Genomic DNA, 13415 nt, shown 5'->3' with positions numbered 1-13415 from the left:
TTACCAATAAATTGTACTTAAATTGATTTGTTTTGATACTATTTTGACAACCTGCTTTTTGTTTTATGCTTAAAATGGTATTTTGAAACAATTTAGTTGTAATAAGTGTGTTTTTAACAACAAAATAACTTATGAGTTTTTAAAGCCCTTAACTTCGTGGCTGTAAATCGCCAGTCAATGGTGCGTGCCGGGTTCTTTTTGTTCTTCTCTTCATAACTAAACCAGCCAGCCTTTTGGGATAAGATATGACGGCGAAAAATCAGCGTCATTTGATTTTTTACTTTCACTTTAATTGGTAACCTTCGATAGTATTTTTGCTTATATTTAACTTTTCTGTTAATGTTTTGTTAAAATGAAACCAATTTTAGCCGTATTGTCTGACGGGGTACAGTCAGAAGACCTTTTCATTGCCCGGGAAGTGAAGCTTCCTTTTTTTTCAAATGAGTTTCATTTTCATGAAGAATGCCAGTTAGTGCACATTGTAAAAAGTTCGGGTAAAAGGATCATTGGCGACCTGGTTGATTATTTTGAAAGCGGGGAGTTGATTTTTCTTGGCTCAAATATCCCGCATGTTTGGCATAACACCCATGAGCAGGCCAACGAGGACGATCCTGAACCTTACGCGCACTCATTATCTATTCATTTCAATCCTTCAAAATTGCTGATGCACCTTTCCGCATTTGGGAATGTGCGTAAGGTGGAGTCGTTTTTAAATAAAGCACAGAGAGGAGTGGAGCTAAAGGGGAAAAGCAAGGACCTGGTAGTAACGCTGATGTACCGGATATTACAACTGGAAGGGTTGCAAAAGATCATTACCCTGCTCGAAATCCTTAACATCATGAGCTCGGATACGGAGCATAACCTGCTGGCCAGTATCAACTATATCAACTATTATCAATATCATGATAGTAAGCGCATGGACCAGGTATTTAAATACATCTTTGATAATTTCAGGGAGGATATCTCACTAAATACTATTGCCGATGTGGCTAACATGAACACATTTGCCTTTTGCCGGTTTTTTAAGGCACGTACCCAAAAATCATTTACCCAGTTTGTAAATGAAACAAGAATTGGCTATGCCTGCAAACTGCTAAGTAATAAAGATAACAGTATTACTGATATAGCTTATGAATGCGGCTTCAATAATGTATCAAACTTTAACCGCTTTTTTAAAGTGATTAAAAAGGTAAGTCCGCGCCAGTACCGGAACCAGATTTTGTCATAGTATATGATGGTTGCTTACCGGCGCGGTTTTTTTTCGAAGGTTGCTTATTTCCTTAAAAATATCTCTCACCTTATCTTCAGAGCCGAAGCCAGTGAATACTCAATCATGCAGCTCTGCATCCGGCGGATACCATGTTGTATTGACGGTAGTAACAATTCAATTACAAACCCATTCCCGCCCAAAATAAAAGTGTAATTAATACACAGTGAATTTTTTAAATAGTAATATTGTGTTAGCCAATTGTTGAACAGCCCTTTTTAGCGATACTGCATTTCATATTTTTTTGCCTTGTACATAAATCCTTTTAGCAAGGCGATGAGTTAATGCTGCTTTTATAGCTGTTCATTAAATGTAAACCAATAATAACCTCAAACATGTCATTAAAAACAAAACTCACCTTCGTTTTTTTGACAGGATTAACTTTCCTGCTTTATTCCTTTAAAAAACCATTTGATAAGCCGCGTGTGCTGGTATTTTCAAAAACTTTAGGCTGGCACCACTCGTGTATCCCGTTCGGGATAGCGGCTATTCAAAAATTAGGCAGCGAGAATGGCTTTGATGTGGATACCACCACCAATTCTGCTAATTTTAATGACGATAACCTTAAAAAATACCAGGCAGTAGTATTTAACTGCACCACCGGCAATGTGCTTAATGCCGTTGAGCAGGCAGCTTTTGAACGTTATATCCAGGCAGGCGGCGGTTTTATGGGTGTACACTCTGCTGCTGATACCGAGTACGACTGGCCCTGGTACGGCAAACTGGTTGGGGCCTATTTTTCAAGCCATCCCAATAATTCCAACATTCGCAAGGCCACAATAGATGTAACCGATAAAAGCCAGCCGGCCACTGCCAACCTGCCCTCCAGGTGGGAACGTACTGATGAATGGTACAACTACAAATCTATATACAGTGGTATCCATGTGCTGGCAAGCCTGGACGAAAATACTTACGATGGAGGTACCAACGGCGCTAATCATCCCATAACCTGGTACCACGAATTTGATGGCGGCCGGTCATTTTACACAGGCTGCGGCCATACCGATGAGAGCTACAGCGATCCCCTGTTTTTGGGGCAATTGCTTGGCGGAATCAAATATGCCATGGGCAATGGCAAACCGCTTGATTATGGTAAATCATATGCTAAAGTAGCGCCCGATCAAAGTCGTTTTATCAAAACTGTGCTGGTGAGTAACATAGCCTCGCCTATGGAACTGGCTGCTGCGAAAGATGGTCGTGTGTTTTTTACCCAGTTATTGGGCAACTTTTCTGTCTATAATACCAAAACCAATAAGTTTAAATTAATCCATAAATTCCCGATTACTTATGAAGGCGGCACAGGTGTTATCGGCCTCACGCTCGACCCCGATTTTGACAGGAACCAGTTTGTTTACATCTACTACATGCCGGCCGGGCAAACCATTGAACCGCTTAATTTCCAGCTTTCGCGCTTCAAGTTAAGCCCAACGGATGTGCTCGACCTTAAGTCAGAAAAAATCCTGCTTAAAGTACCGGTACAAAAGGTGAGCGGCGCTCACCACGGCGGCTCGCTGGCCTGGGATAAGGATAAAAACCTTTACCTGTCCACAGGTGATAGCTCAAGCCCCTTTCCTTCTGATGGTTATGCACCGCTGGATGAGCGCCCCGGAACAGAGCATTACAGCCTTGACGCGCAACGGAGCGCCGGCAATACCAATGATTTTAAAGGCAAGATCCTGCGTATCCATCCCGAGGCCGACGGAACTTACACCATCCCCGAAGGAAACCTTTTCCCGAAAGGTATGGCCAAAACCAAGCCTGAAATTTATGTGATGGGCTGCCGCAACCCATACCGGATTGCAGTAAACCCTAAAACATCAGTTTTATACTGGGGCGAGATTGGGCCTGATGCGGGTAAAGATTCGCCGCGGGGGCCGCGAGGGTACGATGAGTTTAACCAGGCGCGCAAGGCAGGGAATTTTGGCTGGCCATATTTTGTGGGTAACAACTTTGCCTACTCGCACTGGGATTTTGTGAATGCCAAACCTGGGCCAAATTTTGATCCTAAAGCGCCGGTAAACAATTCGCCTAATAATACCGGCTTAAATATATTGCCGCCGGCTACACCCGCCATGATCTGGTATCCTTACGCCGCGTCCGACGAGTTTCCCGAATTAGGTATGGGTGGCCGCTGCGCTATTGGCGGCGATTTTTATGAGTTTGATAAAAAAATCAAGAACCCGAACAAATTCCCCGAATATTATGACGGTGCCTTATTTGTGGCCGATTGGATGCGCAACTGGGTAATAGACCTTAGGTTTGATAAGGATGAGAACTATTTACGCAACGAGGCGTTTATGCCTGCCAATGGCGATTTCCGCCGGCCGATTGATATGGAATTTGGGCCGGATGGTGCTTTATACATGCTTGAATATGGCTCTGTTTACGGTGCCCAAAATGAAGATGCCCGTTTAGTTAAGATTGAATACAATACCGGTAACCGGGCACCTATAGCTAAAGCCAGCATTTCGGACACAGCCGCATTTAATAAATTCGCCAAAACCAGGTTTTTAACTGCCGAGTTAAAAGAATTTCCGGCTAAAAAGGAAATAGCCGGGCAAGCCCCGCTTAAGGTAAGTTTCAGCAGTCAAAACAGCAAGGATTTGGATGACGATGATAAGATCACTTACCAATGGCTGTTTGATGGTAAAACTGTCGGTGCTAACACTTCATCAGCCAGTTATACTTTCACCAGGCCTGGTGTATATAAAACTATTTTAAAGGTAACTGATAAAGGAGGGCTAACCGGCAGGGATACCGTGGTTGTAAGGGTTGGTAACACCAAACCAGAGGTTACCATCGCCAGTGCTGATAATAAATCATTTATTTGGAAGGGCAAGCCTTTTCATTACCATGTGGTAGCTACCGATAAGGAGGATGGCAGGATCGATCCTAAAAAGCTGAAACTGTTTTACATCTATAATCCGCAGCCGTCGGTCAACAGTACCACGCAAAATTTAACGGCACTTTCAACTACCCAGGTAAGCTATCCGGGCAAGGGGCTGATGGCTAATAGTGATTGCAAATCATGCCATACTATTAATAAAACTGCGGTAGGGCCAAGCTTTATGGCTATTGCAAAACGGTACAAAACACAAAAGGGAGCTATTGATCAGCTCTCTAAAAAGATAATTGCAGGTGGTGCGGGAAGTTGGGGTACCGAGCATGTGATGAGTGCACACCCGCAACTATCAAATGCAGATACGAGGGAAATTGTGAAATACATTTTTTCGCTTACCGATAAAAAGAGCCCGGTATTACCGCTGCCTTTAACCGGTGTGCTCAATCTGAAATTTAATGATGCCGAACCGCGCGGAGAATACACACTGCTGGCATCTTATACCGATAAGGGCGGCAAACTTGTTGGTCCGCTGAAGGCTACGGATATGGTGGTGCTGCGTAATGCCGCAGAAAAGGCCGTTTATGCCGATGAGTTGAAAGGTTTTAACAGGTTTAAAAATGATCTTTCGGCAGGGAGCCATAAATCATACGTACTGTTCAGGAATATCGACCTGACCAATATCAGCAAGTTTGCTTATACATATGCATCGAAGGATTATGACGGCGAGATAGAGGTGAGGATCGATTCGCAGGCCGGGCCGGTGATCAGCTCCGTAGCTTACCAAACCACAGGTTCATGGGATAAAACCGGCGAAGTGACCGGCCAGGTGAATAAGCCGGTGAACGGAAAGCACGATGTATACTTTTTCGCCATAAAACATTCTAAACCCAGCGATGGTATTTTAAATTTGAAGGATATCCAGTTTGTTGAATAGTTTTAATTATAATACCGTCATTGCGAGGGACGAAGCAATCCCAAACTATACAGGGTGGACCTGCTAATCGGGGATTGCTCCGTCCCTCGCAATGACGCTTTTTTAACCGCTTTTAGAAAGAAAGTTATTCCAATTTAACCATGAAAAAATCAACCATTCTTATAGCCCTTTTAGCTACTATGGCTCTGGGCCGAAATAAGGCGTCTGCACAAGGTGGCAAGCCACTGTTTACCGGCCCAATAGGGGTGCAGGCTTATACATTTCGCAGCAGTATGCCAAAAGCTACCGCTGCTGTGTTGGATACCATTAAATCATTAGGCATAACCGAAATTGAAGGAGAGGGGCCAAAAGGCATGCCGCCCGAGGAATTCAGGAAAATGTGCGATGACCGCGGGATCAGCATCCCATCAACAGGGGCTGGGTATGAAGCAATTGTTAATGACCCGGGCAGCGTGATCAAGCTGGCCAAAACGCTTGGTGCTAAATATGTGATGGTTGCCTGGATTCCGCATGGTAAGGAGTTTACTTTGGATGATGCCAAAAAGGCTGCTGCCGACTTCAATCGTGTTGTTAAAATATTGAGCGAAGCGGGTTTAACTTTCTGTTACCATAACCACGGTTACGAGTTTGGAACTTATAACGATGGTACGCTGTTCGATTATATCGCCCAAAATACCGACCCGAAATATGTTTCGTTCGAGATAGATATCCTGTGGTCGTTCCATGGCGGGCAGGATCCGGCTGCATTGATCAATAAGTATGCGTCGAGGATGAAACTGATGCACCTGAAAGATATCCGCAAAGGCGTAGCTAACGACCTTACCGGCGGCACCGACACCAAAAATGATGTTGCCTTAGGTACCGGGCAAATTGATATCCCCGGAGTGCTGAAAGCTGCAAAAAAGGCCGGGATTAAACATTACTTTATTGAGGATGAAAGTCCATCATACAGTCAGCAATTGCCTGTTACCATTGCCTATCTGAAAGGTTTAAAAGATTAGTATATGAGCAACTTAAACCGCAGGCAAGTGTTAAAAGCAATAGGTTTAACGGCAGCCGCCGCTGTATTGAGCGAAGCAGGAACCGTGGCAGCAGCGCCAATAGCGCCCAAAGCGGGCAACGGTTTTGTTTACTCGTTAAACATGAGTACCATCCGCGGTCATAACCTTGGTTTTATTAAAGAGCTTGAAATAGCTGCCAAAGCCGGCTTTACTTCGGTTGAGATCTGGATAGATACCCTGCAAACTTATCTGCAAAGTGGTGGATCGCTGACTGAAGCCAAAAAGATCATCGACGGGTTAGGCCTTAAAGTTGAAGATGCTATAGGTTTTGCCGCATGGCTGGCCGATGATGAACCTACCCGCAAAAAAGCCCTGGAACAGTTACAGCAGGAAATGGAAATGCTGGCGCGGATTGACTGTCATCGGATAGCAGCCCCTCCGGCCGGCATGACCAAAGGCCCGGTGCTTGATCTGGATGTAGTTACAGAACGGTACCTTGCCATCCTGAAAATGGGTGAGCAAACTGGAGTTATGCCTCAGCTGGAAATGTGGGGCGGATCGCAAAACTTAAAACATATAAGCCAGGTACTTTATGTGGCTACCCAATGTGATAACCCCAATGCACGCGTGCTTTTAGATGTGTTTCATATTTTTAAAGGTCAATCGGCTGCAGAGAGCCTGAAGTATGTTGGACACCATGCGCTGGATATTTTTCACGTAAATGATTATCCGGCAGGTATCAGTCCCGGGCAGATCTCCGAACCCGACAGAGTCTATTGCGGAGACGGTATCGCCCCACTTAAACAGATCCTCCAAATAGTTAAAAACCCCGAAAGGCCACTGGTGATCTCGTTCGAGGTTTTTAATAAAAGTTATTACGCTCAGGATGCTTTAACGGTAGCTAAAACAGCACTGGCGAAGATGAAGGCGGTAGCCCGGTAATGCGAATAGTGGTTATAAAAAGATTGTGCAATTCCCTCCCTCAGGAACTACCAGGTGTACACCTTATTGAAAAAACTGTCATTTCGACGAACCGGGGATGCGATTTGTGCGGCGGAGGTGAGGAGAAATCTTCTACGTCATGCTTTTACAGGCATAGTTGTGAAGCTTGGCGTAGAAGATTTCTCTTTCGCTCCACCACTCGGTCTGCCCTGCTCTGTCGAAATGATATTTTCCTTTTTTTAAGATATGTACACAGTCAACCGTTGTTTATTATTCTCTTAAGAGGAAGTATTAAATTTTCTTTCTTACTTCCCTTTATAAACAAACTCCACACTATCTTTCACTGTAAGCCCGCTCATATTTTGTCCTACGTAAATAACAGTATATTTTGATGGTTTACTGATGTCATAAGCCTTTAACAGGTCAATGGTAGCCGTTAAGCTATCCTTTGGATTCACCTTAATATAGTTGCTGGGCGGCGGTGGCATAATCCTCTTGGCCATAGCGCCTTTATATAACATTTCCTGGCCGCTTGCATCTTTAACGTCAAGATATTTGCTCATAAGCGGCTCAAACGGTGTATGCCATTTGCAGAATTGACGAGCAGTATCGGCATCGTTATAAACTGTAAATTTTAGTTCAACAGCTTCGCCAATCTTAATAGTGGGCTTTATTTGCATTTTGGCAAACAGGCTGGCACTCGCAGCAGTAGCGTTACTTTGATTTTCAGCAGAATCAGAACCGGCAGATGTGTTTTTAACATGATTAACACCGCAAGCCGATAAAGCCAGCAAGGTTGCAGATAAGATTATTTTGTAGTTTTTCATATGGCAAAGGTAAACACTTCAATTGCCATTGGCCTGATAGAATTTTGGCCCTGGTAATCTCAAGCTGCTCTTCTTAAACGTTAAACCCCAATTTAACCCTGCCTTAATATTAGGTTGCGTAATTTTGGCGGTATCATGGAGCAGATGGCTTTAATTTCTTCATTAAAACACACCGGCCCGGTCATCAAAAAAGATCAGCCGGATGACAGCTATAAATTTCAGCCCCTGCCCGGGCCCTCCGGCGATTATCCTTATCATTTATCCGTAGATGATGTAGTGCCCGGCATTGCTGATAATAAAATGGTTTTTCATATGGTGGGCGATACCGGCAGCATCCGTAACCCCGGTTCGCAAAGGCGTATAGCCGCTTTAATGGCTGCACAGTATCAAGTGCTTTCCGGCGCTGACAAGCCAAAATTTTTATACCATTTAGGCGATGTTGTTTACAACTACGGAGAGGCTCAAAACTATCACGACCAGTTTTTTGAACCCTACAGCATGTATCCGGGGCCGATATTCGCGATAGCCGGTAACCATGATAGTGATGTAAATCCGGCGGCTGCAATGCCGTATCAAAGCCTTGATGCTTTTACAACGGTGTTTTGTGATACGGTTTCGCGCCCGGCAATGTTAAGCCGAAGGATAGACCGCAAAAGCATGCCGCAGCCCAATATTTACTGGACAATGGATGCCCCGCTGGCAACTATTATCGGTTTACATACCAATGTTCCCAAATATGGCGTTGTTACCCGCGAGCAGCGCGATTGGTTTATGGAGGAACTGCGATCTGCGGATATGCAGCGGCCAGATAAGGCTATTATCCTTTGTATGCACCATGCCCCTTATTCGGCAGATATTAATCATGGCGCCAGTTTGCCGATGATTGATTTTTTAGAAGGGGTTTTTGAAGAAACCGGTATCAGGCCCGATATAGTTTTTAGTGGGCACGTACATAACTATCAGCGTTTCAGTAAGCAATATGATGATTTAGTTATAGTACCTTATATTGTTGCCGGTACAGGAGGTTTTGACGAATTACATCCCATCGCCTTAACAGACAATAACGGTTTTACTCCCGAAGATTCCCGGTTTGATGGCGTAAACCTTGAATACAGCTGTGATACCCGTCACGGCTTTTTAAAGATCGCTGTTGAAAAGATTAACAATGGGCTCACTTTAACCGGTGAATATTACACCGTAGCCGATGAGGACGAACATACATCTGTTTTAACGGATAGCTTTGTTGTGAAGATTTGATTGTTAGAAAGCACAAACAAAAACGGGAGGCTTTAGCCTCCCGTTTTTGTTTAAATTAAAGCTCAATAGCCTGTATCGCTTTATCTAAAGCCGTTTCCTGTAAACCCGGCACTTTTATGCCTTCAACCCTGAACGCTTTAATATCTGTCATTCCTAAAAAACCTAAAGCTGCTCTTAAATAAGGTTCGGTAAAATCATAAGCTTTCATAAACCCTTCAGAATATACTCCACCAGATGAAATGGCAAGGTATACTTTTTTATTTTTAACCAGTCCCTCAGGTGTTTTTCCATCGTATTTGAAAGTTTTGCCTGCACGGGCAATATGGTCTATCCATGTTTTTAAGGTCGATGGAATACCGAAGTTGTACATTGGTGTATCGATAACTACAGCGTCTGCGTTCATCAGTTCGGCAATTGCCTCGTCCGAATGTTTAACGGCTTCAACAAGCTCGGGTGTCCTTTTTTCTTCAGGAGTGAAAAAAGATGTAATGTGTGCTTCTTCCAGGTGTGGAAATGGGGTGGCGGTTAAATCATGTGTGGTTAAAGTATGATCCGGATGGGCCGATTGTAATTCGCCCACAATGGCGTTGCCTAATTTTACGCTGAATGATGCTTCGCCCTGCGGGCTGCTGATGAGATGTAATATTTTCATTGCTCTTTATTTTGTAAAGCAAAATTACCTTGATTAACTATCAAAAAGATACTACTATCCTAAAGGATACCGGTATCCTTTAGGATAGCAACACTTGCCTTCGGCTAATTATCTGAAGTACAGGAGCACCGAAAATGTGCAGATCCGCGCCGCGCTAAAATTCATGGTTTTTAACCTTAGGCCTGTTTGGCTGTAAATACTTAAATATAAAAAGCCCGTTTTAACTATAGATTAAAGGTTTTGTGTTCTTTTAACCTATTCATTACCACGTATTTATACGTGTGTCAATTGCGTATAAATACGTGGTAATTAACGTGCATACACTTGCACGTTACTAAAGCCAGATGCCCAACTTTGGATTAACATCAGCAGCCAACCTGCAACCACCTATAAACATCTAATTATCATGATTTACCAAACCGTAAGTTTTTTAGCCGAACAGTTAAATAACTATCTCAAAACAACCGACGGGAACAGCGGGCTCAGCTCAAGCTTCACCCAGCTTAAAAACGTGGCCCACCTGAGTGATGATGAGATCAAAGGGCTTGAAAATATCCTGGTGACACTGGTAAATATCTCCGAAGAGTTTACCATGAAAAATATACCCAATTATGTACGCAACGGCGATGATATCAACTATCGCAACGCGCCGATGTACCTTAACCTGTATGTTTTGTTTTCGGCCTGCCTGGATTCTTCTTATGAAAAATCACTGATCTTCCTGTCGCATATCGTCGAATTTTTTCAGGGGAAGAGCACTTTTACCAAGCAAAACAGCCCGACCACAAAAGTAGGCCTCGGCGATTTTCGCCTCATACTTGATATCTACTCGCCCACATTTGAGCAGGCCAATTACCTGTGGAGTACACTGGGCGGCAAACAATTTCCATATGTATTGTACCGCGTTAGGCTGATTGAAATACTGCGCGATAATGTGACAGAAACACGCGGCATCATTAAAAAGATAGAACTGAGCGATAAACTGAGCTAACGATTAGCGCCGGCGATTAACCTGTAAATTATAACCCGATGGTACTGGACCTGAACTACGAAACGCTTTTTGAGGTTGACATCCGTCATCATTATCACCTCGATGACGGGATCACACTCTTTGACACGCTGAGCGCCGACGCGCGCCTGGCCATGCTGGAGCGTTATGATATAGGCAGTTTCATGAGTGTAATGCCTACTAAAACTACAAGGGCAAAGTTTGCAGGCTTGCACATGGTTTATAAACAAACAGAAACCGGCATTATTACCGGTATCCCGTACACTTTGAACGGGGGGAAGGAACAGCCGCAAATAGTACCGGCAGATAATACCGTATTTAGCTTTAGTTTGGCTATTAACGATGGGCTTTTTGCCAACTACAGCTCATTGCCTTTAAAGGCGCCGGATGGCATGGTATACTTTTTTACCAACGATCCTTCGTATTCGCCGCGTGTGGCTCCGTTTTTAACAGCAACACCAAATGTGTACAAAGCTGCTACCGATTATTACCCCGGCGATATGCTGGTTGACAATCAGGCTGCACCAACTAAATTATTCATCGCCCAGAAAAAAAATAACCTTGACCCGGCGGTGGGCGCTACCCCGGCGGGCAACTGGGTAACTGATCCTCTGGTAGGCGGAAAACCGCTGGCCTACGCAAGTAATAATGATTTGATCCGCCAGTTTGGGCGCATATTTACCTACCAGGTAACGGTGGCAAATAAAACTCCGGCACTCACTATAAAAGATCGCTTTGGCAATGTTGTAAACGTGCCCAGCAGTGTGGAAACCGGGCCTTTGAGTATTATCAAAGCTGATATGGGCAATTTACCTGAAGGTTTATATACCGCCCACCTGGCAACTACAGGTTATACAGACGATTTTCCGTTTTACTATAGCATGGATGCATCGGCCTGGGCTTTTATTGATATCTGTGTTAAAACAAGCGGTGCAACTTATAACCTGTTACAGGCGGATACCACGCTTAAATCGCCGGTGTTTAGCTTAAGGTTTAAAAACCGGGCAACCTACTGGCGCTATATAGGTAAAACTTTTGGGGCGGCATCAGTAACTGATAATGCGCTGCCCCTTACCCGGCAGGGTTTTATAGCTGTGAAAGTAAAGGATAAAAATAATAATCCAACCACTATCGACCTGCCCAATGCAACGGCATCGCTACTTAAACCAGAAACCAATCAGATTTTTTCAGACATATTTTTTTAGGAAGTAAAAAACAGTAATATGGCAACAACATACAAAACTCCGGGTGTTTACGTGGAAGAAATTCCGCTCCTACCTCCATCGGTAGCCGAGGTTGAAACGGCTATCCCTGCCTTTATAGGCTACACACAAAATATTAGCTATAACGGGGCATCGCTGCAGTACAACCCTGTCAGGATCAAATCGCTTAAAGAGTATGAGCAGATTTTTGGTTTTGCCGAGAATACCCTGTTCACCACAACCGGAACAGCAACCGGTATCAAGATCAAAAAGGCGGCAGGTGTATTTTCATTTGATGCGGCGGTTGACGATCCATATGCAGCCCTGAAATTCAGGATGTACTATTGCCTGCAACTTTACTTTGCCAATGGCGGAGGCCCTTGTTATATTGTTTCGGCAGGCCAAACAGGTGCAGCTGTTAATGTTGACAAAGCCTTGCTTGGTAACGCGCTTGCCGCGGTTCAAAAAGAAGACGAGCCGACCATCCTGCTGTTTACCGATGCCGTAACCCTTACCGCACCTGCGGATTATTATGGCTTGTTTACCGCGGCATTGGCTCAGGCGGCATTTCTACAGGATAGGGTAGTGCTTATCGACCCATATGTGGCAGTGGCCGATAAAGGCAAAAAAACGTTCGGCGATATCGCGACTGCTTTCCGTACGGCTATCGGGGTTAATAACCTTAGTTATGGTGCTGCCTATTATCCATGGCTGCAAACCAGCATCAACTATTTCAGCAATGAAAGCAAGCAACTGATCGTTTCCGGAACAGGCGTTACACCGACTGACTTTCCGGCCACCGCCGTTTTGCGCGATGATGCCAATACCGCCAATTCCATCTATCACTTAAACAGTGATCTGTATAACTATATCAAACAGCAAACCAGCCTGTTTTCGGTTATTCTGCCTCCGGCAGCGGCAATAGCAGGTGTATATGCTTCTGTTGATAATACGCGCGGTGTTTGGAAAGCGCCGGCAAATGTAAGCCTTAACATGGTAGCTGCCCCAATGGTTAAAATTGATGATGCCGACCAGGAAGATATGAACGTTACCAGCACCGGTAAATCGGTAAATGCCATCAGGGCATTTTCGGGCAAGGGTGTGTTGGTTTGGGGAGCACGTACACTGGCAGGTAATGACAACGAATGGCGCTACATATCCGTAAGGCGATTCTTCAACATGGTCGAAGAATCGGTTAAAAACTCAACCCAACCCTTTGTATTTGAGCCTAACGATGGTAACACCTGGGCAAAGGTACGCGGTATGATTGCCAACTTTTTAATACTGCAATGGCGCGCAGGTGCTTTACAAGGTGCCAAGCCCGAGGATGCCTTCTTTGTACACGTTGGCCTTGGCGAAACCATGACCTCGTTGGATATACTGGAAGGCAGGCTCATTGTTGAAGTGGGCATGGCTGTGGTTCGTCCGGCCGAGTTCATCATTCTTCGTTTCAGTCATAAAATGGTTCAATCTTAAATCAAT

10 protein-coding genes are annotated in these 13415 nt (G+C 44.4%); 8 read left to right on the top strand and 2 right to left on the bottom strand.

Going from position 1 to position 13415, the window contains the following annotated elements; all coding sequences use genetic code 11:
* The first annotated feature begins 352 nt into the window (after window positions 1-352).
* The 4 genes from SNE26_RS13915 to SNE26_RS13900 all read left to right on the top strand — a co-directional run bounded on the left by SNE26_RS13915 (window position 353) and on the right by SNE26_RS13900 (window position 6986).
* Window positions 353-1228, top strand: coding sequence for an AraC family transcriptional regulator (locus SNE26_RS13915; protein WP_321559945.1), 876 nt, complete (start codon window positions 353-355; stop codon window positions 1226-1228).
* 374 nt (window positions 1229-1602) lie between these two features.
* Window positions 1603-5043 carry a ThuA domain-containing protein gene (locus SNE26_RS13910; protein ID WP_321559944.1) on the top strand — a complete coding sequence of 1147 codons (3441 nt, stop codon included), beginning with the start codon at window positions 1603-1605 and terminating at the stop codon, window positions 5041-5043.
* A gap of 140 nt (window positions 5044-5183) precedes the next feature.
* Window positions 5184-6044, top strand: a complete 861-nt coding sequence (locus tag SNE26_RS13905; RefSeq protein ID WP_321559943.1) for a sugar phosphate isomerase/epimerase — start codon at window positions 5184-5186, stop codon at window positions 6042-6044.
* A 3-nt stretch (window positions 6045-6047) separates the two neighbouring features.
* Window positions 6048-6986 (top strand): sugar phosphate isomerase/epimerase family protein, encoded by a 939-nt coding sequence (locus SNE26_RS13900; RefSeq protein ID WP_321559942.1) that lies wholly within the window; start codon window positions 6048-6050, stop codon window positions 6984-6986.
* A 305-nt stretch (window positions 6987-7291) separates the two neighbouring features.
* On the opposite strand, the gene SNE26_RS13895 is transcribed toward SNE26_RS13900, so the two are convergent.
* On the bottom strand, window positions 7292-7813 hold the full coding sequence (locus SNE26_RS13895; RefSeq protein WP_321559941.1) for a protease: 522 nt from the start codon (window positions 7811-7813) through the stop codon (window positions 7292-7294).
* Window positions 7814-7948: 135 nt separating this feature from the next.
* Between SNE26_RS13895 and SNE26_RS13890 the strand changes: the two genes are divergently transcribed.
* On the top strand, window positions 7949-9070 hold the full coding sequence (locus tag SNE26_RS13890) for a metallophosphoesterase (RefSeq protein WP_321559940.1): 1122 nt from the start codon (window positions 7949-7951) through the stop codon (window positions 9068-9070).
* A gap of 55 nt (window positions 9071-9125) precedes the next feature.
* Here SNE26_RS13890 and SNE26_RS13885 read toward each other — a convergent pair whose 3' ends face one another.
* Window positions 9126-9722 carry an NAD(P)H-dependent oxidoreductase gene (locus SNE26_RS13885; protein ID WP_321559939.1) on the bottom strand — a complete coding sequence of 199 codons (597 nt, stop codon included), beginning with the start codon at window positions 9720-9722 and terminating at the stop codon, window positions 9126-9128.
* A gap of 406 nt (window positions 9723-10128) precedes the next feature.
* On the opposite strand from SNE26_RS13885, the gene SNE26_RS13880 reads away from it, so the two are divergent.
* Genes SNE26_RS13880 through SNE26_RS13870 form a run of 3 tightly spaced genes read left to right on the top strand, consistent with a single transcriptional unit; the run spans window position 10129 to window position 13409 of the window.
* Window positions 10129-10713 (top strand): DUF4255 domain-containing protein, encoded by a 585-nt coding sequence (locus tag SNE26_RS13880; protein WP_321559938.1) that lies wholly within the window; start codon window positions 10129-10131, stop codon window positions 10711-10713.
* A 38-nt stretch (window positions 10714-10751) separates the two neighbouring features.
* The gene (locus tag SNE26_RS13875; RefSeq protein WP_321559937.1) at window positions 10752-11936 is read left to right on the top strand and encodes a hypothetical protein; all 1185 of its coding nucleotides are present in this window, start codon (window positions 10752-10754) and stop codon (window positions 11934-11936) included.
* 18 nt (window positions 11937-11954) lie between these two features.
* Entirely contained in the window at window positions 11955-13409 is a 1455-nt protein-coding gene (locus SNE26_RS13870; RefSeq protein ID WP_321559936.1) for a phage tail sheath C-terminal domain-containing protein, read from the top strand.
* Window positions 13410-13415 lie beyond the last annotated feature (6 nt).

The organism is Mucilaginibacter sp. cycad4 (assembly GCF_034263275.1).
GTDB lineage: Bacteria > Bacteroidota > Bacteroidia > Sphingobacteriales > Sphingobacteriaceae > Mucilaginibacter.
This window is presented reverse-complemented; position numbering and strand designations above follow the sequence as displayed.